We start from the raw sequence: 24655 nt of genomic DNA, 5'->3' as shown, positions 1-24655 counted from the left end.
TTCGTTGATAGTGGGTACTAACTTACAATCTGGGCGTCAGCCGCCTCCGGTTTTGTCTCGTCATTCATTCCAAAATCCAGGCATTTCATTCCGTTCTGGTGGCACTTCATGCCGTTTTCCCCTGGCATAAAATGCACTTCGTTATTGTTGTCGGCAGAGAATTTCCCATTTTGTCTATGCAGGAAAACTGCCATGAAAACTTCAAATTATCAGCGTACTCGTTGGTTGACCCTCATCGGTACCATTATTACCCAGTTTGCACTCGGTTCCGTTTACACCTGGAGCCTGTTTAATGGCGTGCTTTCTGCGAAGCTGAATGAGCCGGTAAGCCAGGTGGCTTTCTCCTTTGGCTTGCTGAGCCTGGGACTGGCTATTTCATCGTCTGTTGCCGGGAAGTTGCAGGAACGATTTGGCGTTAAACGCGTCACGATGGCGTCGGGCATTCTGCTGGGCGTGGGCTTCTTCCTCACCGCGCACGCCAGTAATCTGATGATGCTGTGGCTGAGCGCCGGCGTGCTGGTTGGTCTGGCTGACGGGGCTGGTTACCTTTTAACCCTCTCCAACTGCGTGAAGTGGTTCCCGGAACGTAAAGGGCTGATCTCTGCCTTTGCGATTGGCTCTTATGGCCTGGGGAGTTTGGGTTTCAAATTTATCGACAGCCACCTTCTGGCCTCCGTTGGTCTGGAAAAGACCTTCGTGATTTGGGGGGCGATTGTGCTGGTGATGATTGTCTTCGGTTCCACGCTAATGAAAGATGCGCCGGATCAGGATGTGGAAACACAAAATGGCGTCGTGGAAACCGACTACACGCTTGCTCAGTCTATGCGTAAACCGCAGTACTGGATGCTGGCGGTGATGTTCCTGACGGCGTGCATGAGCGGTTTATATGTGATTGGCGTGGCGAAGGATATTGCTCAGGGGCTGGCGCATATGGATGTTGCCGCGGCGGCCAACGCGGTGACGGTTATCTCTATCGCGAACTTGTCCGGTCGTTTAGTGCTTGGCATTCTGTCGGACAAAATCGCCCGCATCCGCGTGATCACAATCGGTCAGGTGGTGTCGCTGGTCGGGATGGCCGCTTTGCTCTTTGCGCCGCTGAATGCGATGACCTTCTTCGCCGCCATTGCCTGTGTTGCTTTTAACTTTGGCGGAACCATTACGGTCTTCCCGTCGCTGGTCAGTGAGTTCTTTGGCCTGAATAATCTGGCGAAAAACTATGGTGTCATTTATCTGGGCTTCGGTATTGGCAGCATCTGCGGCTCTATTATCGCCTCGCTGTTTGGCGGCTTCTATGTCACCTTCTGCGTGATCTTTGCACTGCTGATTCTTTCACTGGCGCTTTCTACCACCATTCGCCAGCCGAAGCGTGAAGTGTACAAAGAAGCTCACGCCTGATTCGCTCAAATTAATTGTGTATAAATTGTAGCAAAAGGCCTGCATCTGTGCGGGCCTGAGCGTGATGGCAAAGCCTGAAAGCCGCCGATGGCGGGCCGACGCTGAACCGCATAATGTACTGAAAATACTGTACTTCTCAGATAGCGATAGCTCCCGGGCGAGCCATCCGGCAAAACAGGCGTGAGATTTGTCAGTAGTATAAGAACATCTTATAAACCGTCTGCTTTCAAACTTGCAATTTTGTAAATTTGTGCTCCGATCACACTCTTTGTAGACACTTTTCCGTATTGCTGTGGTCTACTTACCCGCGTTTGTAGATTTTCTTATCATTAAGCTACTTCCGCATTTCACCTGCCGGACCTGATTGGTCTATGTGCAGGCGGTGTTCTCCCCTCGATTTCCAGGGCTTGCTTGCATGAAATACATTAAGTCGATAACGCAGCAAAAGCTTAGCTTCTTGCTCGCTATCTATATCGGTCTGTTTATGAATTGCGCTGTTTTTTATCGCCGTTTCGGCAGCTATGCGCATGACTTTACCGTCTGGAAAGGAATTTCAGCGGTTGTTGAACTCGTCGCCACGGTGCTGGTGACTTTCTTCTTACTCCGACTCCTCTCCTTGTTCGGCCGACGCATCTGGCGTGTATTGGCAACTCTGGTTGTTCTGTTTTCAGCGGGTGCCAGTTACTACATGACTTTTTTAAATGTGGTCATTGGCTACGGCATTATTGCGTCCGTCCTGACGACGGATATTGATTTATCGAAGGAAGTGGTAGGGCTACATTTTATTTTATGGCTGGTGGCAGTCAGTATTCTTCCTTTGATCTTTATCTGGAGTAACCGTTGTCGCTATACCCTCTTGCGACAATTGCGCACGCCAGGGCAGCGCGTTCGTAGCGTGGCTGCGGTAGTTTTGGCCGGGCTAATGGTGTGGGCGCCAATTCGCTTGCTTGATGTGCAACAGAAAAGGGTTGAACACGCCACTGGGGTCGATCTGCCGAGTTACGGCGGTGTGGTGGCAAATTCCTATCTGCCCTCAAACTGGCTGTCTGCGCTGGGTCTGTATGCGTGGGCGCAGGTGGATGAGTCTTCTGACACGAAATCGCTCATCAACCCGGCAAAGAAATTTAATTATGATGCGCCTAAAGATATTGATGACACCTATGTCGTATTCATTATTGGTGAGACGACGCGCTGGGATCACATGGGCATTTTTGGCTATGAGCGTAATACCACGCCTGAACTTGCCAGGGAAAAAAACCTGGCGGCCTTCCGTGGGTATTCTTGTGATACGGCGACGAAACTTTCCCTTCGCTGTATGTTCGTTCGTGAAGGTGGGGCTGAAGATAATCCCCAGCGTACGCTAAAAGAGCAGAATGTTTTTGCTGTACTCAAACAACTGGGCTTTAGCTCAGATCTGTATGCGATGCAAAGTGAGATGTGGTTCTACAGCAATACCATGGCAGATAATATTTCCTACCGTGAGCAGATTGGCGCAGAGCCTCGTAACCGGGGTAAGCCTGTAGATGATATGTTGCTGGTCGAAGAGATGCAGCAGTCGCTCAACCGTAATCCGAATGGAAAACATCTGATCATCCTGCATACCAAAGGGTCTCACTTTAACTATACGCAGCGTTACCCGCGCAGCTATGCGCAGTGGACGCCTGAGTGTGTAGGGGTGGACAACGGTTGTACGAAAGCGCAGATGATTAACTCTTATGATAACTCAGTGAGCTACGTTGACCATTTTATTACCAGCGTGATTGACCAGGTGCGTGATAAGAAGGCGATCGTGTTCTACGCGGCTGATCATGGTGAGTCAATCAACGAGCGCGAACATCTTCATGGAACGCCGCGTAAAATGGCGCCGCCGGAGCAGTTCCGCGTGCCGATGATGGTCTGGATGTCGGACAGATATCTGGAGAATCCGGCCAACGCGCAGGCGTTTGCGCACCTTAAAAAGGAAGCGGAAATGAAGATACCGCGTCGTCATGTTGAGCTTTATGACACGATTATGGGTTGTCTTGGTTATACCTCGTCAGATGGCGGGATTAACGAGAATTTGAACTGGTGCCATATTCCTGAACCGAAGAAAACGGTAGCAAACTAACTTGTTGCCGACTTTCTCGTCGATCGAAAGGCATTTTGCGACGAAGTGATTGACGAAGGCGCATCTCAGCAGTAAGATGCGCCCCGCATTCGGTGATTGGCGCAGCCTGGTAGCGCACTTCGTTCGGGACGAAGGGGTCGGAGGTTCGAATCCTCTATCACCGACCAAATTCAAAGCCCTGCTCAACGAGCAGGGCTTTTTGCTTTAGCGCCCAAAGAGGATAAGAACCTCCGGGGGCAAGAGGTTCGACTCGAGCAGAGCGAGAGAACGTTGCCTCAGCAACGGCCCGCAGGGCGAGCCACGAAGTGGCGAGTCATCCTCTGTCACCGACCAAATTCAAAGCCCTGCTCAACGAGCAGGGCTTTTTGCTTTAGCGCCCAAAGAGGATAAGAACCTCCGGGGGCAAGAGGTTCGACTCGAGCAGAGCGAGAGAACGTTGCGTCAGCAACGGCCTGCAGGGCGAGTCACGAAGTGGCGAGTCATCCTCTATCACCGACCAAACTCTCAAAAAATGTTAGTTATGAAGAATTATAAAATGATTTTATTTCTAATAAAAACAGCACGTTATTGTAATCTGCTGTTTTTTATTGCTCATATCCCACCATGTGATTACATTGAAATTCACCGTTTTAGGCATGCGACAAGGCATAACGAAACTAGCAGGTTTTTTCTCTATGTCTACGCATCGCTGCTTGCGGAGGAACGACAATGTCCAGGCAAATCAGACCACTTAGCCCTGTTGAAATCAAAAACGGCAAGGCTGTAGATAAAGCTATCGTGCTTTATGACGTGAGTTACAAATCACACCTTTCGGTTCAAAATTGTGGCGCTTTCGCTACTACAAACCACATAGCCGGAAACGCGGCATGATGAGCTTTGGCTCTTATCCGGCAGTGACGCTGGCTGATCCTGCGAGACAATGCCAAAAGTCTACTGGCAAAATATATCGACCCGCTCGAAGAGCAGCGTGCCAGCCAGGAGAGAGCCCGCCGCACCAGGGATAATACGTTTAAAAATGTCGCTGCAAACTGGTATGAACTGAAAAAAGCGGCGGGGCTGAAACCCCGTACTTTGCAGGGTATCTGGAACTCGTTAAACCGGTATGTGTTTCCTTGCATCGGGGAGGTCAACTTGATGAATTCACGGCATAGCAGGTTATTGTAGCGCTGGAACCCTGTCGCGCAGGCGGTAAGCTGAAAACCGTAAAGCGGATGACGCAACGGATTAACGAAGTGATGGACTTTGCTATGAATGCGGGACTGATTGTGGTTAATCCGGTGGCCGTGTTGGTCGGGCTTTCCATCGGATGTCATTGAATCGGCTCTGGCGCACATGGATATCAACGAAGTTCGACGGGCTTACAACCGGTCAAATTACCTTGAGCAGCGACGGGAAATTATGGTCTGGTGGGGAAACTATGTGGATCGAGTGGCAACGGGGCGATTTGGACTTTCGTGTCTTGATGAAAAATAAAAATGCTCAACTCCTGTTTAGCTGCGCCATGCTGAACGGTACCGTTGCGCTGGAAGGCGAGAGTTGAGGTATGGCGGGGTACGGTACTGCACGGTTTGTAGGTCGCCTGCGTCAGCAGGGATGCCCCCGGATTGTCGTGATCCGCCTCCGGTACTGTTCATTCCTCCTTTTTGTAACGATTGACGCACGTACTGGTGTCTGTCACCGTTTTGGCGCAGACATACAGGATAAACTTCAAGTGTGCGCGATCATTTTTTTCGGCAACTGCCTTTTTTCATGCCTCACCTGAGTGCTCTTTCACTGCAATAGTTGGTATAAACATAGCATTCAGGATGCAATGTCCAAGTAATGATTTATTGTAGTATTTTGATAATTAATGGTTTTATCTCTCATTCGAGAGCATGGTGTATTATGCGTTTTGAGACTGATACTGAAATTTTGGATGCACCGCAGGCGTTTGTATTGATAATACGGTTAACTATTCGCTCAGGTTGTCCTTCTCCCTTCCTGGATTGTTAAATTAAACAGGTGCCGACCCGATTATGTTTCCTGTCAGTGATTTGTTGGACTTACAAACGCTTTCTGAATCAGTTGAACTGGAGTTTAAGCTGGCGCAGGGAGTGGATGGTAAAGGTAAGCTGCCGGAGGATTTCTGGCGAACATACAGCGCGATGGCGAATACCCGTGGTGGTTATGTCGTGCTGGGCGTCAGGGAAAAGAAAGGGAACTTTATCGTTGAAGGGATCTGCGATATTGCTACCGTTACGAAGCAACTGTTTGATATTGCAAACAACAAGAAAAAAGTAAATGTCAATTTACTGACCGATCAATCGGTACAGATCATCAATCTTGATAATAAAGCGGTTATTGTCATTGAGATCCCCGTAGCAAGACGTGAGCAAAAGCCGGTCTATCTCAATAACCAGCCGATGATGGAAACATACATCCGTCGCCATGAAGGGGATTGCCACTGTTCTGAAGAACAAATCAAAAGAATGCTCGCGGAGCAGGTCGAGGATAGTCGTGATGACCGTATCCTGGTCGGGTTTGATTTCAGCGATATCGATCAGGACAGTTTGCGCGCCTACCGTAACCTCTTTGCAGTTGCGAAGCCTCAGCATCCTTGGCTGGAGCTGGATATCATCGATTTATTCAGGAACATCGGTGGCTGGCGCAAAAACCGTCAGAGCGGGGAAGAAGGTATCACTCTTGCGGGTATCCTGATGTTTGGTACCTGGAATGCCATTCAGGACGCGGTTCCAAATTATTTCGTTGATTACCGTGAGCGGGATGACACTCAACCTGATTCCCGCTGGATCGACCGCATCTATCCGGATGGTTCATGGTCAGGCAATATTTTCGATTTTTACCGCCGGACATATCGAAAACTCATTACTGACCTTAAGGTGCCTTTTGAATTGCAGGACGGCATTCGGCTGGATGAGACCAAAGTTCATGAAGCTATCCGTGAAGCGCTTGTTAACACCCTGGTACATGCTGATTACACGGGGCGAAGCTCCATTTTAGTGGTCAGACGGCCGGATCTTTTTGGCTTCCGTAATCCTGGGCTGATGAGGATACCGCCGGAAATCGCAGTGAAGGGCGGGGAAAGTGACTGCCGTAATCGCCGTATGCACCAGATGTTCTTAATGATTGGCGCAGGTGAGCGTGCAGGCTCTGGTGTGCCCAAAATTATGAGCGGCTGGAAATGGGCAAACTGGCGTACACCAAAGTTGTATGAGAAAACGGAGCCCTCCGAACAAACGCTGCTTGAGCTGTCAACGGTAAGCCTTGTATCACAGGAGGTTACTGAACGGCTTGATGATTTATTTGGCCAACGTTTTCATCTGCTTGATGATCTCGAACGAATGATCGTTATTACGGCAGCGACAGAAGGTTGGGTAAACCATGAGAGAGCATGTCAGCTAACAAGCAGACATTCTCGAGATGTCACCCTGGCATTTCCAAAGTTAGTGGATAAGGCTTTTCTTGTCGCTAGTGGTGAAAAGCGAGATAAATCATACAGCTTACCCGGAATGGAGTTGCCGTCTCCGGAAGAAGTCTTCGCTAATGCGTTAAGCTCTACATCGAACTTAACGCATAACGCACAGGACTTAACGCATAGTGACATCAGCTTAACGCATAGTGATCCTGACTTAGTGGAGAGCCATCAGGGAAGAGATGAACACGGTCGGTTTATCAGTCACTTGCTAGATAAACCGTTTATTGATGATCTTGACGCATTAAGTGATGGATTTCGGGATGTACTTGAAGCGTTAGCTGCGCCATCGCGGGAGCACCGTCGGCTGGAAGCCGGGGTGATGAAGGAACTGCTTGTCCAGTTGTGCAATGGACACTACTTGTCTGTCGCGGTAATGGAAATATTGTTGGGGCGTAAAGCGCAGAGTATTCGCCAGAATTACTTAAAACCTATGGTGGATTCAAAACAACTGAAGCAGGCGTTTCCTAACAAGCCTAATTCGCCAAGACAAGGGTATACGCTCGCTTAGTCTTACTCTCATTAGGCTCCTGGCACAGGCGGCCTTTTGGCCTTTTCGGGCAGGACCGTTCTCCCTTAAAGCCATTCCCTTCCGCTCACAATACAGCTAAGGTGAACTTACAGCGTTGTTCACCTTAGCTGGCAGTGCGTTACCCCGATCTGTTGTTATTCCGGTAGCCTTTCACGCCGCATTTCCCGTTCCTCGGCTTCTTTAAATGCTTCGTATAGTAAATGAAGCTGAGCGGCGAGGAGATGGACATAGTTGGGACCATGTTCATCGATCTCAAGCATGGAATGCGTCAGGATACGGCAGAGGTCCAGGAGATCTCTGGCTGTAGGTTTATCTGGTGTGAGGTTCATGATGTTCTCCTTTCTTTTTTTAAAAGAAATGCACCAGAAAGAAATTTTCAAGATAAAATAATAAATCATTATTATGAACGTTTCATCGAGCCTTCTGAAAAGAATAGTGGTATTGATTCGGATATAAAACAACTAAAAAACAATTAAGAAATTTCACTTTTTTATTGCCGGTTAAACTCACAGCACTTACCTGTTATAAGGTGGCTCATTGCCAGACTTGAGCGAGGCATAGCGGACGTTACCTATAGCTATAACTTTGCAAGTTCGTCGATCAATTGCGGATTCTTTGACATAAAAGCTACATACGATCTTCCTGTCGGAGTGAGTTTATAACCATCATCATCTTTATAGATAAGCTCATTGCTAACTGGATATGCGATATATTTAATCCAGTCCCAATCCACGAATACTTCTTTATTGTTTTTCTTTATTGTTTCAAAATGCAGATATGCATCTTCCTCACGAATATAGCTATCATTACTAGCTATAATATAGAATAAATTGTATTGTGAGCGAAACAACACCTTATTTATACTAAAATATCGTATTGCACTTTGAAAAAGAGATGCTTCACGCGCCAACAATTCAATCTTTACTTCATTGTCAACATTTAAAGAGGATGTGTGTTTAATTATCGCTTGATATAGCTCCTCACTAAATTCTGTTTTGTACTGTTCATGTCTTTCCTTTATAGCTTCAATGCTCATGTTTTTCGGCAAATTCGCTGTATTAGAACTAGCTGTTTCCAATACTTCTATTGATTGTTTTGCCGCCACAAATTTTGCCGATACACCTGATACTGTAGCGGATATCTCTGATACCATATTTTTAGAAAAAAAAGAACGTGCCACTTCAACGATTCGAGTTCGAAAACTGAACCCAATGAGAAGAACGACTACTGGCCAGGCAATGCTTTTTATAAGTTCAACGATCAAATTCGGTGACCAACTACATGCTAAATCTTCCATAGAGCCTCTATTTGCTAACACTTATTAGGAAATTCTACGTTCAAAACACGTGGTTCTCTACTTATTGCCTGATGCTCAGTCACGCGACATTATAATACCTGAACGTTGTGAGTACCCCTACCAGAGCTTGCTTTTGACACAAAATTCTTTGTCAAATCTAAGTTTATATATTAACCAAACATCGTATCTATCGTTTCCCCCAGCATTGCTGCAAACCGCTAACGCAGCACATCCCCCTCCGGCAGTTCGATCCCCCTGCCTGAGCGCCCCTGTACCGGGATGCCTGGCCGTTGCATCAGCTTGCCGCTTATTGCTCTGGCAGCAGCCTGAGACAGTTGAAGAAGATGAGTTGTACTCCAGAGCAAAAACCTTTCCACCAGTTCGGTGGACGTCAGACGTGCCATGCCGCTGAATGACCGCGAGGTTTCAAGTTCAACCAGCATAAACTGATGCACCATCGGTAGGCTGGCGATCTTCTCTTAACGCCTGAGTCATGGGAACGCGGCGGGGATCGAAGCCTGTCAGGTCCAGATGTAGTAACCAGCGAAGCAGTTGGGCTATGCCGTCTTTGCCCAGCCAGCGATGCAGCCGATCAAAATAATTTTTGTCCATAATACGGCGAGCGCCTGGCTCCAGTATCAGAAAACGGCGTTCATACAATCCGGCCCGGATTACCTGCTCGTGATTACTGGCGAAGATCATCCGTGCGCAGTTGGGGACAGGCTCCGGTTCCATCCCTGACGTTCAAGGTTAAAGACTGGTTCACTGATGATGGCTTTCAGTCTGTCCGCGCATCCAGATTCCGTCATTTCGGATTCGTCGACAAATACCAGCAGCTTGTTTGTCAACGTACTATTAAAACGCCCCGTCAGATGTCAGATGTCAGATGTCAGATGTCGGATGTCGTTGATCTGCGCGGCATATGGGCCAAGGATTTGCATTTGTGGGCGTTCCAGGTCTGGTCAACGAATCGCCATCAGGCAACATGGCGAACCCTCCTTTTCTTTGCAACAAACTGCGCCCCACTTCTCACTGTTACTTAACGATTCTGTGACATATTCCATTGTCTTTTTTTATCTTTGCTTAAATTTTTTTTTGCGTTACTTATGACTGGCACCAGCATTTTCCGCTGTGCGTTTTAGCGTTCGTGATATTAATCGCTCACATATGCACCATTTTTTCAGAAATTTTTCAGAATCTGCTCAAACGTTAATCACCAAATGTTGCGAAATATTAAGATGTTTATCCTGGTGTTAAGCGCGTAGCATAAATTTCTCTGCTGAAAATAGGGGGCTGAAGTTTTTTTAATCTTTGTTTGCCAATTCTCACCGTTAACGTAAATCACGGTTGCCTGTATTGACGTTTTCACATTCTGTTGACAGATTGTAGGGCATGAGGGGCATTTTATGGAGAATCCGCGCTGCAACTCAGTCGTTTATGTGAACGGAATCCCTACCTCATAACGCCAACCCGGTCGGGCAAAAAACAAAAAAGGCCAGGCGGTGCAAACCCACTGCAAAGGGTAAAACAACAAACATCACATTTGGAGCAGAAGAATGAGTATTTCCTTGAAGAAGTCAGGGATGCTGAAGCTTGGTCTGAGCCTGGTGGCTATGACCTGCGCCGCAAGCGTACAGGCTAAAACTCTGGTTTATTGTTCAGAAGGATCTCCTGAGGGCTTCAACCCACAGCTGTTTACCTCTGGCACAACCTATGACGCCAGTTCTGTACCCATCTATAACCGCCTGGTGGAATTCAAAATCGGTACCACTGAAGTGATCCCGGGCCTCGCTGAGAAGTGGGAAGTCAGCGAAGACGGTAAAACTTACACCTTCCACCTGCGCCAGGGCGTGAAGTGGCAGGACAACAAAGACTTTAAACCGACGCGCGACCTGAACGCTGATGACGTGGTGTTCTCTTTCGATCGTCAGAAAAACACCCAGAACCCGTACCATAAGGTATCCGGCGGCAGCTATGAATACTTCGAAGGGATGGGCCTGCCAGACCTGATAAGCGAAGTGAAAAAGGTGGACGATAACACCGTTCAGTTCGTCCTGACGCGTCCGGAAGCGCCGTTCCTCGCCGACCTGGCAATGGATTTCGCCTCTATTCTTTCTAAAGAGTACGCCGATAACATGCTGAAGGCCGGTACGCCGGAGAAAGTGGATCTGAACCCAATCGGTACCGGACCATTCCAGCTACAGCAGTACCAGAAAGACTCTCGTATCCTCTACAAAGCGTTTGACGGCTACTGGGGCACCAGGCCGCAGATCGACCGTCTGGTCTTCTCCATAACGCCTGACGCCTCCGTGCGTTATGCCAAACTGCAGAAGAACGAGTGCCAGGTGATGCCGTACCCGAACCCGGCAGACATCGCACGCATGAAGCAGGACAAAAATATCAATCTGCTGGAGCAGGCGGGTCTGAACGTCGGCTACCTCTCTTTCAACACCGAGAAGAAACCGTTTGATGACGTGAAAGTGCGTCAGGCGCTGACCTACGCGGTGAACAAAGAGGCGATCATCAAGGCGGTTTACCAGGGGGCGGGCGTTGCCGCGAAGAACCTGATCCCGCCAACCATGTGGGGCTATAACGACGACGTTAAAGACTACACCTACGATCCGGAAAAAGCCAAAGCGCTGCTGAAAGAAGCAGGCCATGCGGATGGCTTTACCATTGACCTGTGGGCGATGCCGGTACAGCGTCCCTACAACCCGAACGCTCGCCGTATGGCAGAGATGATTCAGGCTGACTGGGCGAAAGTGGGCGTAAAAGCCAACATCGTCACCTACGAGTGGGGTGAGTACCTCAAGCGTGCTAAAGCGGGTGAGCATCAGAGTGTGATGATGGGCTGGACCGGCGACAACGGGGATCCGGATAACTTCTTCGCGACCCTGTTCAGCTGTGCTGCGGCGAAAGACGGTTCCAACTACTCTCGCTGGTGCTACAAGCCGTTTGAAGATCTGATTCAACCGGCGCGCGCGACCGACGACCACAACAAGCGTGTTGAACTCTACAAACAGGCTCAGGTTGTGATGCATGACCAGGCGCCTGCGCTGATCATCGCTCACTCCACCGTGTACGAACCCGTGCGTAAAGAGGTCAAAGGCTATGTGGTGGATCCATTAGGTAAACACCACTTCGAAACTGCCTCTGTCGAATAATTAAAAGCAACACCAGGAAGCGCTGTGCTCCGTTAAGTCGGCCCGCACGGCGCGACCTGGCAGTAATGCTTTATCCCCTTCTTGCATAAAGGAGGGGATAAGATTTGTGAGCAATACAGACGCACTGTTCCAGGCCGTGCGTCATTAGAGAGAATCCGGGTTATGTTGCAGTTCGTTCTCCGACGTTTGGGACTTGTCATCCCCACGTTTATCGGTATCACCCTTCTCACCTTTGCCTTTGTCCATATGATCCCCGGCGATCCGGTGATGATCATGGCAGGTGAACGTGGTATCTCCCCTGAGCGCCATGCTCAACTGCTGGCTGAGCTTGGTCTTGATAAGCCAATGTGGCAGCAATACCTCCATTATATCTGGGGGGTTATGCATGGCGATTTAGGGATCTCATTAAAAAGTCGAATCCCTGTGTGGGACGAGTTCGTACCGCGTTTTAAAGCGACGCTGGAACTGGGCGTCTGCGCGATGATTTTTGCCACGGCGGTAGGCATTCCCGTTGGCGTGCTGGCTGCCGTCAAGCGCGGTTCGGTTTTCGATCACACTGCCGTTGGTCTTGCGCTGACCGGTTATTCCATGCCTATCTTCTGGTGGGGCATGATGCTGATCATGCTGGTTTCCGTTCACTGGAACCTGACGCCGGTTTCCGGGCGGGTAAGCGACATTGTGTTCCTTGATGATACTAACCCGCTCACCGGATTTATGCTGATCGACACCGCCATCTGGGGTGAAGAGGGCAACTTTATTGATGCCGTAGCGCATATGATCCTGCCCGCAATGGTGCTCGGCACCATTCCTCTGGCGGTGATTGTGCGTATGACCCGTTCGTCGATGCTGGAAGTGCTGGGCGAAGACTACATCCGTACCGCGCGCGCCAAAGGACTCACAAGGATGCGCGTCATCGTCATTCACGCTCTGCGAAATGCGATGCTGCCAGTGGTAACGGTGATTGGTTTGCAGGTTGGCACGCTGCTGGCTGGCGCGATTCTGACCGAAACCATCTTCTCGTGGCCTGGTCTGGGACGCTGGCTGATTGATGCATTGCAGCGCCGTGATTATCCGGTGGTGCAGGGTGGGGTGCTGCTGGTGGCGACGATGATTATTCTCGTCAACCTGCTGGTCGACCTGCTATACGGCGTGGTGAACCCGCGTATCCGGCATAAGAAGTAAGGGGCCGTCATGTCACAGATTACTGAAAATAAAGTGATTGCTGCGCCGGTTCCGATGACCCCGCTGCAGGAATTCTGGCACTACTTCAAGCGCAACAAAGGGGCGGTGGTGGGGCTGGTCTACGTCGCCATCATGATCCTGATTGCGGTTTTTGCGAATTTCCTCGCGCCATATAACCCTGCGGATCAGTTCCGCGATGTGCTGCTGGCGCCACCGGCGTGGCAGGAGGGCGGCAGCCTTGCGCATCTGCTGGGTACCGATGATGTGGGCCGTGACGTGTTGTCACGGCTGATGTATGGCGCACGCCTGTCGCTGCTGGTCGGCTGTCTGGTCGTGGTGCTGTCGCTGGTGATGGGGGTTGTGCTTGGTCTGATCGCAGGCTATTTCGGCGGTATCGTCGATAACATCATCATGCGCGTGGTCGATATCATGCTGGCGCTGCCGAGCCTGCTGCTTGCGTTGGTGCTGGTGGCCGTCTTCGGCCCCTCTATTGGCAACGCCGCGCTGGCGCTGACGTTCGTGGCGCTCCCGCACTACGTTCGTCTCACCCGCGCCGCGGTGCTGGTGGAGGTGAACCGCGATTATGTGACCGCTTCCCGCGTGGCGGGAGCCGGGGCGATGCGTCAGATGTTCGTCAATATTTTCCCGAACTGCCTTGCGCCGTTGATTGTTCAGGCATCGCTTGGCTTCTCTAACGCCATTCTCGATATGGCCGCTCTTGGCTTCCTTGGCATGGGGGCGCAGCCGCCAACACCGGAGTGGGGCACCATGCTCTCCGACGTGTTGCAGTTCGCGCAAAGTGCCTGGTGGGTCGTCACCTTCCCGGGTCTGGCGATCCTGCTGACGGTGCTGGCATTTAACCTGATGGGTGACGGTTTGCGTGATGCGCTCGATCCCAAACTGAAGCAGTAAGAGGTTCGAGATGGCGTTATTAAATGTAGATCAATTATCGGTGCACTTCGGCGACGAAGGCAGCGAATTCCGCGCCGTGGACCGTATTAGCTACAGCGTGAATCAGGGTGAAGTGGTCGGGATCGTCGGGGAGTCTGGTTCGGGTAAATCGGTCAGCTCGCTGGCGATTATGGGGCTGATTGATTATCCGGGCCGCGTGAATGCCGAAAATCTGGTCTTTAACGGTCAGGATCTGAAACGTATCTCTGAAAAAGAGCGCCGCAACCTGGTGGGCGCCGAAGTGGCGATGATTTTCCAGGACCCAATGACCAGCCTGAACCCGTGCTACACCGTGGGTTTCCAGATTATGGAAGCCATTAAGGTGCATCAGGGCGGCAACAAGAAAACCCGCCGTCAGCGGGCGATTGACCTGCTGAATCTGGTGGGGATCCCTGATCCGGCGTCGCGTCTGGACGTTTATCCGCACCAGCTCTCCGGTGGGATGAGCCAGCGCGTGATGATCGCCATGGCGATTGCCTGTCGGCCTAAGCTGCTGATTGCCGATGAGCCAACAACCGCGCTGGATGTCACCATTCAGGCGCAAATCATCGAGCTGCTGCTGGAGTTGCAGCAGAAAGAGAACATGGCGCTGGTGCTGATTACTCATGACCTGGCACTGGTGGCGGAGGCGGCACACAAAATTATCGTGATGTATGCCGGTCAGGTGGTGGAAACGGGCGATGCGCACGATATTTTCCGCGCCCCGCGTCACCCATACACTCAGGCGCTGCTGCGCGCGTTGCCGGAATTTGCGCAGGACAAAGCGCGGCTGGCTTCGCTGTCGGGCGTTGTACCGGGGAAATACGATCGGCCGAATGGCTGTCTGCTGAATCCGCGCTGCCCGTATGCCACAGACAAATGCCGCAGTGAAGAACCCTCGCTGAACCTGCTTGATGGCGGTCGTCAGTCGAAATGTCACTATCCACTTGATGATGCCGGGAGGCCCACACTATGAGTACGCACGAGGCCACCTTGCAACAGCCGCTGTTGCGGGCCATCGATCTGAAAAAACATTACCCGGTGAAGAAGGGGATATTTTCTCCTGAACGGCTGGTGAAAGCGCTGGACGGCGTGTCGTTTACTCTGGAGAGGGGCAAAACGCTGGCGGTGGTGGGGGAATCCGGCTGCGGTAAATCCACGCTGGGCCGCCTGCTGACGATGATTGAAACCCCAACCGGTGGCGAGCTGTACTGGCAGGGACAGGACTTACTTAAACACGATCCGCACGCGCAGAAGCTGCGTCGGCAGAAAATCCAGATTGTGTTCCAGAACCCGTATGGTTCCCTGAACCCGCGTAAAAAGGTGGGGCAGATTCTGGAAGAGCCACTGCTGATTAACACCAGTCTGAGCAAAGAGCAGCGCCGGGAAAAAGCGCTGGCGATGATGGCAAAAGTGGGACTGAAAACGGAGCACTACGATCGCTATCCGCATATGTTTTCCGGTGGTCAGCGTCAGCGTATTGCTATCGCCCGTGGTCTGATGCTCGACCCGGACGTGGTGATTGCCGACGAGCCTGTCTCGGCGCTCGATGTTTCCGTTCGCGCACAGGTGCTGAACCTGATGATGGACCTGCAACAGGAGCTGGGGCTTTCTTACGTCTTCATCTCGCACGATCTGTCGGTGGTGGAGCACATCGCTGATGAAGTGATGGTGATGTACCTGGGGCGCTGCGTGGAGAAAGGGACCAAGGATCAAATCTTCAATAACCCACGCCATCCGTACACCCAGGCGTTGCTCTCCGCCACGCCGCGCCTGAACCCGGACGATCGCCGTGAGCGTATCAAGCTGACCGGCGAGCTGCCAAGCCCGCTGAATCCGCCGCCGGGATGTGCATTCAACGCCCGCTGTCGCCGTCGCTTTGGCCTCTGCACGCAGTTGCAGCCACAGCTGAAAGAGTACGGTGGTCAACTGGTGGCCTGCTTTGCGGTCGATCAGGATGAAAACCCACAGCAATAACCTGCGGTTATTGCCTCATAACCGGAGCCTTGTGCTCCGGTTTTTTATATTTCTCTTTTAGATCACACAATGTGAGTCTATTTGCAGAACATTATTCTTTTAGGACTATACTCGTCATACTTCACGTTGCCGGTGCGCTGGCTTTGTTACCCGGCCTTCGGGTCAGCGCAAGTCCTGTTCAAAACGACTACGCCGTTTTATCCCGCAACTTGAACTATTGAGAATATAGAATGTAAGCAGGATCCTGATCGTCACAGAAATATCGGGAGCTAACGTGGTCACGATACGCTGGGATATTAAAACAATTGATCGCCTCTCAATGGTTGAGGATGTCCTCAAGGAATTCTCCTGCCGCGACATTAATATTATCTCCATGAAGGTGACGCCAGGGAGGATCCTGATAAAATCCTGGTGTCGTCACCTGCAGGATATTGCCAGCGTACAGACCTGCTTAACTCAGTACGCAGACATTATTAATGTGGCTTATCTCTCTGAGGATATTTCAGCACTGGCATCGCCCGTGACGCCCCCGCGCTATTTTTCTGACATTATTTGCAGTAGCCAGAGTATGCAGGCGCTGATTGAAAAAGCGCTAAAAATTGCCGACAGCAAATATACCGTCCTGATTCGTGGTGAGACGGGAACCGGTAAGGAGCTGCTGGCCCGTGCTATCCATAATTCCGGGCAGCGACGCTTCTATCCGTTTATTCCCGTCAACTGTGCAACGCTGCCTGAAATGCTCATGGAGAGTGAGCTTTTTGGCTATGAAAAAGGGGCATTCAGCGGGGCGGATAGCAAAGGGAAAAAAGGGCTGTTTGAAATGGCCGATAAGGGAACGCTGTTCCTTGATGAGTTTGGCGAAATGCCGCTGAATTTGCAGGCTAAACTGCTGCGGGTGTTACAGGATGGAGGGATCCGCCGTGTGGGCGGGGCGCAGGTGATCCCGGTTAATGCGCGTATTATTGTCGCCACCAATGCGAATCTGGAAGAGATGGTTGAGCGGCGTCTGCTGCGTGCCGATCTCTGGTATCGCATTAACGTTCTGGCGCTCACAATCCCGCCGTTGCGGGAGCGTCCTTCAGATATCACCTTGTTGATTCGCCATTTTGTGCAGAAATATGCCAGAGAGTTTCAACGGCGACTGATACTGGATAAAGCCTGCTTTGAAGCGCTACATCACCACCGCTGGCCGGGTAATGTCCGTGAACTGGAAAACACCATTATCCGCCTGATGCTGATGTCCGAAAGCGATGTCATCACCTGTGATGAACTGGGGATTTCGGACGTGTCGCAAACGCTGCCGAAGCATTCCGCAAGACCCTTTAAAGAGCAGATGCAGCACGCCGAACGGCGGCTGATTGAGCAGATGGTAGAGGAGAACGTGTCCTCCCGGCATATTGCCAAAGCGCTGGGGGTGTCGCACACGACGGTGCTGAATAAAATACGCAGCTATCAGCTGGAGGAGGTCAGCCAGGCGCCGCCGGGGTCGACGGCGCAGAAGGGGTTATTCAATCAGCTTCAGGAGCGGCGACAGGCACAGCAGGATCCCATACAGCAGAATTAGCCAGGTTTTCAGGCCGCGCAGTTTTTCCAGCTGCCTGACTTTGTAGATCAGGAAAAAGGGGATAATGCACGACACAATGCCATACAGCGGGCTGCCCAACTGGAAAAACACCAGCACGGAGACGCGAAACGAAACCCAGATCACCAGCGTGATAACAATAAAGGTACAGATACCCAGCGCCAGCAGCAGCGGATTGATCTTCTCCACGTCGAATGCCCGGCTGAGGACGTTGAGAATGATGCCCTTAATCGCCTCATGAAAACCCAGATAAATACCGAAGAAGGCGGTGAGGACGGCGAAGATATTCAGTACCGTCGAGGTAATGTGAATGATTTGTCCGGGAATGACCTGGGCGGCCAGCGCCAGCGCAGAAATATTCTGTTCAAAGGCAGAGACGGCCTCTGCGTGGCTGATAGAAAAGGTAAACGAGAATGAGAAGAACAGGATCACCGTTATCAGCGTGATGTAGCTGATGCGGTGGGTGCGAATCGCCATTCGCGTCGCCAGCACCCGGTCGGCCACGCGCTTGCGGTAGGCGATGTTCATCGGGTTCAGGACCTGAATAAAGACCGCCGAAAAAAAGCAAAAGGGAACGGTGAGCAGCACATCGCGGAAGAAGACCGACGCCTGTGGAAACGCCGTGATGTTGCCGAAGTTCCAGTGTGGGATCATCGCAAAGCCGAATATCAGGATAATGCCCACCTTCACCACCACCATCGGGCCGGAGATCTTAAACAACAGCTTTTCTCCGCCGGAAGCGATAGCCACCAGTACGGTGAAGATCGCCACTTTATAGACGACAGATTGTGAAAGATCGGCCCCGGTCAGGCCAAAGGTTTTAATGTACGATGCGCTGTCGAAAACCACGGATAAGGAGTAGATAAAAATGCCGTGGATAATCATCAAAAAGTAGATTACGCCGAGGAATACCCCCCAGTTTTTCCCCAGGTAATGACTGATAATATCGGTGTAATCATTACAGGTTTCGCTCTCAGAGAGCGTCTTTAAATAAATATCCTGCACGATATAAGTGGCAGGGTAAGCGATAATAAACGCAGTAATAAAAACCCAAATCCCTTTTAGCCCGATTTGCACCGGCATCAGTACCGTTCCGGCGCCGATAGCCATGCCGATGCACAATAGCACCCAGCCAAAATCGTATTTCGTAAACGGTAGTTTTCCTGAGAAAGCTGCGGTGGTCGCGTTGCTGCTTAATTGTAATGTGTTGTCCTGCATAGAGCCCCCTGCCCAAAATACGCTTCATTCCGGGGAGGGATGAAGCGTATAGCCAGGCCGTTGTGCCTTGATTCTCTACAGTCGGAGCCGACGGAGGCCTGCTCCGGCTGCAAGGGTCAGAATGTCGCCTTTCTGATAGCGTGTTCAAGGTCGTTAATAATATCTTCTGGATCTTCAAGACCGACCGAAAGACGGATAAGCCCGTCGGTAATACCTGCTTTGAGCCGTTCCTCTGGCGCAACAGGCGAATGTGTCATAGACGCAGGGTGCTGAATGAGGGTTTCGGTATCACCGAGACTGACCGCGAGGAGGCACAATTCTACCGAATTGATCATGCGTCTGCCAGCCTCCAGGCCGCCTGCAATTTCGAAGCTGATAATGCCGCCAGGCAGGCTCATCTGGCGTTTGCCAAGCGCATATTGCGGGTGTGAAGGAAGCCCCGGATACCAGACGTGGGTTATCTTCGGATGGCTTTCCAGGAAGCGGGCGATCTTCAGCGCGTTCTCGCAATGACGCTCCATGCGAATGCCCAGCGTCTTCACGCCGCGTAGCGTCAGCCATGCGTTGAAGGGGCTCATACAGCCGCCGGTAATATCTTTTAACCCGACAAACCGTGCCCGATCGATAAACTCCTGCTTGCCGACGATCATCCCGCCAATGACATCCCCGTGGCCGTTAATGTATTTCGTGACGCTGTGTACGACAATATCAGCGCCCTGGAGCAGGGGTTGCTGGCAGTACGGCGACATAAAGGTGTTATCGACCACCAGGAGCGCCCCTTGCTGATGGGCGATCCCGGCGACTGTCTCAATGTCGACCAGGGAGAGCGTCGGGTTCGCTGGCGTTTCGATGTACACCACTTTGGTTTCCGGACGGATGGCTTCACGAATCTCGTCGGGTTTTGCGGCATCGACGAAGCTCACGTTAATGCCAAACTTCGGGATGCTGTGCGACAGGAAGGCGTGCGTGCAGCCATAGATCGCGCTGGCAGAGACAATATGATCCCCCTGCTCACAGAGTGTCAGCAGCGTGGTGGTGATGGCGGAAATGCCCGATGCGGTTGCCAGCGCCGCTTCGCCTCGCTCCAGTACCGCCAGCTTTTTCTCCAGTGCATCCGTCGTGGGATTGCCCAGGCGGGTATAAATGTACCCGGACTCTTCGAGCGCAAAGCGGGCGGCACCCTGTTCGGCGCTATCGAAAACGAACGTCGAGGTCTGGAAGATTGGCGTACTGAGCGCGCCAGTAGAAGGATCGGGTTGTTGCCCCGCGTGAACGATCTGGGTATGAAATCCATAAGTGCGGCAGTCAGACATGATATCTCCTTTGATTCGGAACAGAACAGCTCACACTCAAATAGCAATCGCTGTGCCAGAAAAGGAGTCTTTAAATATCAATTAGTTAAATGTTATTGCTTTTTACGGGCCGTCAGAAAAGTTGCCAGCTGGCAAGAATCTTTCCAGCGTATTGCTGTGGGAAAGGGAAAATGCGAGGCGTTACGCAGCGCGGTAAATTGCGTGGGATGCCTGACAGCTACAAAATAAAGCTAAAGTCCCCAGGTTACCGCCTTGTATACCAGGTCATAGAGGAAAAGGTTGTTGTCTTTGTCGTATCTGTGGGGAAAAGAGAGCGCCCGGAAGTTTATAGTGAGGCGGTCAAACGCATTCTCTGAAACAAAGAAGGACATCTCTGTCTCACCGTGAAGGTGCCACTTCTGCTTTACGTTGACACCATGCGGCTATATGACGCGCGCGCAGTCTCTGGCACGATTTAGCGGCCTGGCATTCTTGTCAGCCTGGTCGTGAGCTTGCTACGGAACAGGAAGTCATGTGCGTTGCGGGCGTCTGCCTGCCGTGATGGCAACATGCGCCCGAACCAGGCCGCAGGGGAGACTCTGCGGCCTTTTTTCGCATTACTGCGGATAAGGTACCCAACTGCCACCGTTCAGGCGTACATAGGGTTTGTCCTGATATTGAATAACCACCGCGTTGTCGTTTTCAGAAACCGCCGCCGTCTGTGGCAGGTTACCTGAAAGCTGAGTCCAGTCTACGTTGTCCTCATTAAACAGCTTCCCGTCCAGGGCACGCACAACCAGTTCGGAAATTGCCAGATAGCTACTTGGCTGGGTAATTTCGATTGGCGCTCCCTGATGCGGCGCTTTCATGCCGAAGAATTTGATGCCCACCGGGACGTTGGTGATTGACGGGCTTGGGATATCACGCAGACCGGAGACCTGCATTCTGTCGCCTTTCAGCGCCCCGCCGTGTTCCGGCACGACCACCACCATCACTTTACGGCCCGATTTCTCAAGCTCGGTAAAGAACGCATCCAGCTCATCAAAAAACTTCTGCGCCCGCACTTTGTAATCTGCCGTTTTGCTTACGCCCGGATAGTGGTTACCGTCGTGCAGCGGCAAGGTGTTATAGAACGTTGCACTGCGTGAATCCTTATCTTTATCCGTGGTGTCCAGCCAACGATTCAGTACGGCGGAATCGTCGTAAACCGGAGAACCATCAAAGCCCAATAACTCTACCGGTAACTTCTCCTGGTCCATCAATTCAGCCTGCAACCCACCGTTTTCGCGAACTTCTTTCAGGAAGCCGCCAAACTCGCCGTTATGCCCCATCATCAGATACTGGGTGAAGCCCAGTCTCGACAGGTTATCGAAGAGGTAACAGTCATTTCCCGTCGGCTGGTACAGGTTAATGTGCGAAGACTGACCGCAGCTGGCGCGCAACAGACGAATCGCCGCCGGGCCGCTGTAGGACGTGGCAGAGTTAAAGTTCTTAAACTGTATATCGAAATGTGACCATAGCGGGTGCGACATCAGCCCGGCAGCCTCAATATCAGACCAGGAAAGCGAGCAGATGTTGATCACCAACAGTTCAAACGGCTGTGCGTCTGCGGGCAGCGAGGACGGGAACGGCGTTTTGCGCTTGGCTTCGGCGTTAAAGAAGGTGTTCAGCCAGGCGTTCAGATTGGCTGACGTTGGCGGTTCGGTCTGGGCAGGAATATCGCCAACGACCGGCGTCCCGGCCGCAGTGGCAACCGTCGCTGCCGCATTACCACCCGTTGTCGTGACCGTGTCTGTCGGCTGACCGGCTGGCCACAGGGAGAAACTCGGCCCTGTCAGCGTCAGGATGTTCAGCCACACCAGGATAGCAACCACAATGACAGTCACCCGGATCCACTGCGACACAAACAGCCAGGCAATGAGCAGAACAAATACGGCGCCAATCATCTGCCAGTTGATAAATCGGGTCGCCAGATCGAGCATGTAATCGGCGCTAAAACCGGCAACCTGCGATCCCTGACTCATAATGCTTTCCGGGCCAGGAAGCCAGGTATCATGCCAGAACAGCGCGAAACCGATTGGGATGGCAACCCAGTGACGGAGCTGGTGCAGCTTGTAACGCGGTATCGGCATCAACAAAAAGGCCATAAACACCAGGTTCAGCAGCGGATGAAAATTGAGATAACCCGCCCAGAGCAGGCCAAACTTGAGCAGAAAATAGAAATTCCAGCCGGAAAGACCGCGCCAGTATTGCCAGAGTGGAGAAGGCATTGGTGTATGTTGAGTTTGTTGAGTCATTTTTTAGTTGCCCTGGAAATCACGGTGCGGCGCAACGTTCCGGCCGGTTTAACATAACGAGGTTTGACAAATAAACGTCGCATCGTGTTACCGATGCGGCGCAGAGAATGGCGAGCCAGGTAGCCCAGCGGGAAAAAAATCAGGGCGCAGACGATAATGATTTGAAGAATATCGTTAATGTTCATCATGACGAGTGCTCCACTTCATCATCCAGTAATCGCACAGCGGTAGGGATGTGACGCCAGACCCGACCATCGTGTTCGGCATTGAGCACGGGCTTTGCGGACTGCGTTAAAGGCAGTGGTTTCCCCCACATTTCCGGTGACAATAAACGCATCTGGATCAGTTCGGCGCTGATCAAATTATCTTCAAACCAGACCATGCGATTGGAGAAAATATCGCCCGTTGGCAGCGGGAAGATATGGTTTAACGCCGTGTCCAGGTCGTTAACCCGACAAAAAGATAAGAACAGCACCAGTCGGTTGCCGCCGATGGTCATGATGTCGCCAGTACGATTTGGGCGGCACAACGTCAGCGCCTGTTCAACACGAATGCCGGGGACCGGGCGTAGCGCCACCATCACCCCTTTTCCGTCTGCGGGAAGCAGGGTGTTGTTCATCATATTACTCACCGCTTCGCAGAAAACATCCCACTTCTGGAAACCACGCAGCTTCACGGGCTGGGTCATCGACAGCAGCGTAGAGACATCTTCCGGAACATAACGGCTGAATTGCTGTCCTTGCACGCTTTCGATAAGCGTCAGACAACGAGAGAGTGGGGCGTTCCACGGAATAACCATATTGGCTCCGCAGCCCAGCAGCAAACGTTCGTCAGTGGCGCGCAGGCTGGCGATATTTTCCCGCACCAGGATTTTCAGCGCGCTTCCCCGCTGGCGGCGCAGGGTATGAATACTGCGTGCCAGTGGTTCAATCTGGCTGTTTTGCTGCAATGAAAAAATGAGCGTTGCGGCCTGAGCGGTACGCGCTTCATTGAACAGGGCTTCGTTGTTATCGAATAATTTCCAGTGTTCCGACAGCGGTGGCGCGCCTTCAAGAACAGCAATATTGCTGAGGATCTGCTTTTCGTCGTTCCGGGGCTGTAGCTCTGCCTCTTTCTGCTGTACCAGTGCCCACTGTCCTTCATGATGGCGAACGGTAAGCTGCTGACGTGCGCTAACCCCTTTTTCATTACACCAGTAAGCGACATCGAACAGATGCAGATCGCCCTGGAAGCGCAGGCTGGCAAGACCGAAAAGCGAACGATGTTCCTCCATCAACAAAGTGAATTGTTTGTCATTATTGTTGCCTGGATTCATCACCAGCAGAGTACATTGATGATACCGCGCCCAACGACTCATGTTATCCAGCCACTGGCGAAGCCGTTCTGATGGAATATTTTGCCATGCGTTGTTTGCGCAAATAAGAATGAATAAATAATTATCAGGATCAACAGAACAGGTTAAATCACGGGGCAAAAAATGCAGACCATTCACGGAATCTGGCAAAGAGAACAAGTAAACTTTTTCCGGGCCATGAGAATCTTCTGATTTGATTATTTTATTCGGATCGCTGCCCATGCAAATGGCCGCAACTTTGGCGGTTTCTGCTTGAGATGCAATGGTTTGATTCACTAAACTTATGGCATCTTCATGACGATCGGTATTAATCCACCAGACACCGCCAGCTGGCATATGGCGAAGTTCATCCCATAGTGATGAGATACCTAGAGAGAATATGGGGTTCACAGCGTTCCTCTGGTCGCTATTTTGTCTGTTTATCAGTTTACTAGCGAAAGTACAGAAATAAACCTAACATTGAAATTAAAACGTATCAGATTTAGCATATGAATCAATTTTGTGGACTGGATGCCTCCTGACATTGGCCTCAGCGCTTATTTGTTGCGCAACGCAAAGTGAAAAATGAACGATCCTCCATGTTGCTATTGTCGATTGGAAGGGACTGGATGCTGACAGAAAAATGATCTGAAGCAGGGCGAGTATTTTCAAAAGGGATAAATAAAATGTCTGACAACGAATCCACGACTCTGCCTGATTCAGCATTAGGCTATACCTTTCAAAATGACTTTCTGGCGCTAAGTCAGGCGTTTTCATTGCCAGAAATCGATTACACCGATATTTCCCAACGCGAGCAACTGGCTTCTGCGATTAAACGCTGGCCGTTGCTGGCTGAATTTGCGCAACAACAATAAGG

23 protein-coding genes, 1 tRNA gene, 2 other RNA genes and 1 pseudogene are annotated in these 24655 nt (G+C 51.3%); 17 read left to right on the top strand and 10 right to left on the bottom strand.

The features are described from left to right. Positions 1-192 precede the first annotated feature (192 nt). From C3432_RS21220 to C3432_RS21190, 9 genes are all read left to right on the top strand, one after another. On the top strand, positions 193-1395 hold the full coding sequence (locus C3432_RS21220) for an L-lactate MFS transporter (protein ID WP_103778605.1): 1203 nt from the start codon (positions 193-195) through the stop codon (positions 1393-1395). A gap of 415 nt (positions 1396-1810) precedes the next feature. After that, positions 1811-3502 carry a kdo(2)-lipid A phosphoethanolamine 7''-transferase gene (eptB, locus tag C3432_RS21215; RefSeq protein ID WP_103778603.1) on the top strand — a complete coding sequence of 564 codons (1692 nt, stop codon included), beginning with the start codon at positions 1811-1813 and terminating at the stop codon, positions 3500-3502. A 90-nt stretch (positions 3503-3592) separates the two neighbouring features. Beyond that, a tRNA-Pro gene (locus C3432_RS21210) sits at positions 3593-3669 on the top strand. 32 nt (positions 3670-3701) lie between these two features. Continuing rightward, positions 3702-3835: non-coding RNA, RtT sRNA (locus C3432_RS21205), on the top strand. Positions 3836-3867: 32 nt separating this feature from the next. Further along, positions 3868-4001: non-coding RNA, RtT sRNA (locus tag C3432_RS21200), on the top strand. Between the two features lie 322 nt (positions 4002-4323). Then, a complete protein-coding gene (locus tag C3432_RS28430) occupies positions 4324-4506 on the top strand; it encodes a hypothetical protein (protein ID WP_374755483.1) in 183 nt (60 codons plus the stop codon). A gap of 207 nt (positions 4507-4713) precedes the next feature. Further along, positions 4714-4818: a hypothetical protein gene (locus C3432_RS28425; protein ID WP_374755482.1), complete on the top strand. Its 105-nt coding sequence runs from the start codon at positions 4714-4716 to the stop codon at positions 4816-4818. A 101-nt stretch (positions 4819-4919) separates the two neighbouring features. Then, complete coding sequence (locus C3432_RS28105; RefSeq protein WP_258041647.1) at positions 4920-5042, top strand: hypothetical protein; 123 nt, start codon at positions 4920-4922, stop codon at positions 5040-5042. A gap of 475 nt (positions 5043-5517) precedes the next feature. Continuing rightward, positions 5518-7485, top strand: a complete 1968-nt coding sequence (locus tag C3432_RS21190) for an AlbA family DNA-binding domain-containing protein (RefSeq protein ID WP_103778601.1) — start codon at positions 5518-5520, stop codon at positions 7483-7485. A gap of 155 nt (positions 7486-7640) precedes the next feature. Here the strand turns inward: C3432_RS21190 and C3432_RS21185 are convergent, their stop codons facing one another. From C3432_RS21185 to C3432_RS28090, 5 genes are all read right to left on the bottom strand, one after another. Continuing rightward, positions 7641-7835: a hypothetical protein gene (locus tag C3432_RS21185; protein WP_103778599.1), complete on the bottom strand. Its 195-nt coding sequence runs from the start codon at positions 7833-7835 to the stop codon at positions 7641-7643. A 248-nt stretch (positions 7836-8083) separates the two neighbouring features. Continuing rightward, positions 8084-8803: a hypothetical protein gene (locus C3432_RS21180; RefSeq protein ID WP_103778597.1), complete on the bottom strand. Its 720-nt coding sequence runs from the start codon at positions 8801-8803 to the stop codon at positions 8084-8086. A 218-nt stretch (positions 8804-9021) separates the two neighbouring features. Continuing rightward, positions 9022-9246: a hypothetical protein gene (locus C3432_RS28100; RefSeq protein ID WP_258041640.1), complete on the bottom strand. Its 225-nt coding sequence runs from the start codon at positions 9244-9246 to the stop codon at positions 9022-9024. After that, positions 9236-9538 carry a hypothetical protein gene (locus C3432_RS28095; RefSeq protein WP_258041646.1) on the bottom strand — a complete coding sequence of 101 codons (303 nt, stop codon included), beginning with the start codon at positions 9536-9538 and terminating at the stop codon, positions 9236-9238. Before C3432_RS28095 ends, C3432_RS28100 begins: the two co-directional genes overlap by 11 nt. Further along, positions 9502-9651 (bottom strand): hypothetical protein, encoded by a 150-nt coding sequence (locus C3432_RS28090; RefSeq protein ID WP_374755481.1) that lies wholly within the window; start codon positions 9649-9651, stop codon positions 9502-9504. The genes C3432_RS28095 and C3432_RS28090 overlap by 37 nt, the downstream gene beginning before the upstream one ends. 708 nt (positions 9652-10359) lie before the next feature. Here C3432_RS28090 and dppA point away from each other — a divergent pair. From dppA to C3432_RS21135, 6 genes are all read left to right on the top strand, one after another. Then, positions 10360-11967: a dipeptide ABC transporter periplasmic-binding protein DppA gene (gene dppA, locus C3432_RS21165; protein ID WP_103778595.1), complete on the top strand. Its 1608-nt coding sequence runs from the start codon at positions 10360-10362 to the stop codon at positions 11965-11967. Between the two features lie 162 nt (positions 11968-12129). Continuing rightward, positions 12130-13149: a dipeptide ABC transporter permease DppB gene (dppB, locus tag C3432_RS21155; protein WP_103778591.1), complete on the top strand. Its 1020-nt coding sequence runs from the start codon at positions 12130-12132 to the stop codon at positions 13147-13149. A 9-nt stretch (positions 13150-13158) separates the two neighbouring features. Next, positions 13159-14061 (top strand): dipeptide ABC transporter permease DppC, encoded by a 903-nt coding sequence (gene dppC / locus C3432_RS21150; RefSeq protein WP_103778589.1) that lies wholly within the window; start codon positions 13159-13161, stop codon positions 14059-14061. 10 nt (positions 14062-14071) lie between these two features. Beyond that, positions 14072-15055, top strand: coding sequence for a dipeptide ABC transporter ATP-binding protein (gene dppD, locus C3432_RS21145; RefSeq protein WP_103778587.1), 984 nt, complete (start codon positions 14072-14074; stop codon positions 15053-15055). Further along, positions 15052-16056, top strand: coding sequence for a dipeptide ABC transporter ATP-binding subunit DppF (gene dppF, locus C3432_RS21140; protein WP_103778585.1), 1005 nt, complete (start codon positions 15052-15054; stop codon positions 16054-16056). Before dppD ends, dppF begins: the two co-directional genes overlap by 4 nt. Before the next feature lie 274 nt (positions 16057-16330). After that, positions 16331-17620: a sigma-54 interaction domain-containing protein gene (locus C3432_RS21135; RefSeq protein WP_258041638.1), complete on the top strand. Its 1290-nt coding sequence runs from the start codon at positions 16331-16333 to the stop codon at positions 17618-17620. On the opposite strand, the gene C3432_RS21130 is transcribed toward C3432_RS21135, so the two are convergent. Beyond that, positions 17561-18856 (bottom strand): aromatic amino acid transport family protein, encoded by a 1296-nt coding sequence (locus C3432_RS21130; RefSeq protein ID WP_103778583.1) that lies wholly within the window; start codon positions 18854-18856, stop codon positions 17561-17563. The two genes, C3432_RS21135 and C3432_RS21130, sit on opposite strands and share 60 nt — an antisense overlap. A 116-nt stretch (positions 18857-18972) precedes the next feature. Then, positions 18973-20169 carry a methionine gamma-lyase gene (gene megL, locus C3432_RS21125; protein WP_103778581.1) on the bottom strand — a complete coding sequence of 399 codons (1197 nt, stop codon included), beginning with the start codon at positions 20167-20169 and terminating at the stop codon, positions 18973-18975. Between the two features lie 185 nt (positions 20170-20354). Here megL and C3432_RS28085 point away from each other — a divergent pair. Then, a pseudogene (locus C3432_RS28085) lies at positions 20355-20525 on the top strand (type II toxin-antitoxin system RelE/ParE family toxin); the annotation flags it as partial. 240 nt (positions 20526-20765) lie between these two features. Here C3432_RS28085 and bcsG read toward each other — a convergent pair. From bcsG to bcsE, 3 genes are read right to left on the bottom strand one after another with little or no spacing between them, the layout of a single operon-like run. Continuing rightward, entirely contained in the window at positions 20766-22445 is a 1680-nt protein-coding gene (gene bcsG, locus C3432_RS21115; RefSeq protein WP_103778577.1) for a cellulose biosynthesis protein BcsG, read from the bottom strand. Continuing rightward, entirely contained in the window at positions 22442-22633 is a 192-nt protein-coding gene (gene bcsF, locus C3432_RS21110; protein ID WP_103778575.1) for a cellulose biosynthesis protein BcsF, read from the bottom strand. Before bcsF ends, bcsG begins: the two co-directional genes overlap by 4 nt. Beyond that, positions 22630-24189: a cellulose biosynthesis c-di-GMP-binding protein BcsE gene (bcsE, locus tag C3432_RS21105; RefSeq protein ID WP_146050947.1), complete on the bottom strand. Its 1560-nt coding sequence runs from the start codon at positions 24187-24189 to the stop codon at positions 22630-22632. The genes bcsF and bcsE overlap by 4 nt, the downstream gene beginning before the upstream one ends. A 275-nt stretch (positions 24190-24464) precedes the next feature. Between bcsE and bcsR the strand changes: the two genes are divergently transcribed. Beyond that, entirely contained in the window at positions 24465-24653 is a 189-nt protein-coding gene (gene bcsR / locus C3432_RS21100; protein WP_103778571.1) for a cellulose biosynthesis protein BcsR, read from the top strand. The last annotated feature ends 2 nt before the right edge of the window (positions 24654-24655 follow it).

The sequence above is a fragment of the Citrobacter amalonaticus genome (genome assembly GCF_002918555.1).
Lineage (GTDB): Bacteria > Pseudomonadota > Gammaproteobacteria > Enterobacterales > Enterobacteriaceae > Citrobacter_C > Citrobacter_C amalonaticus_A.
This window is presented reverse-complemented; position numbering and strand designations above follow the sequence as displayed.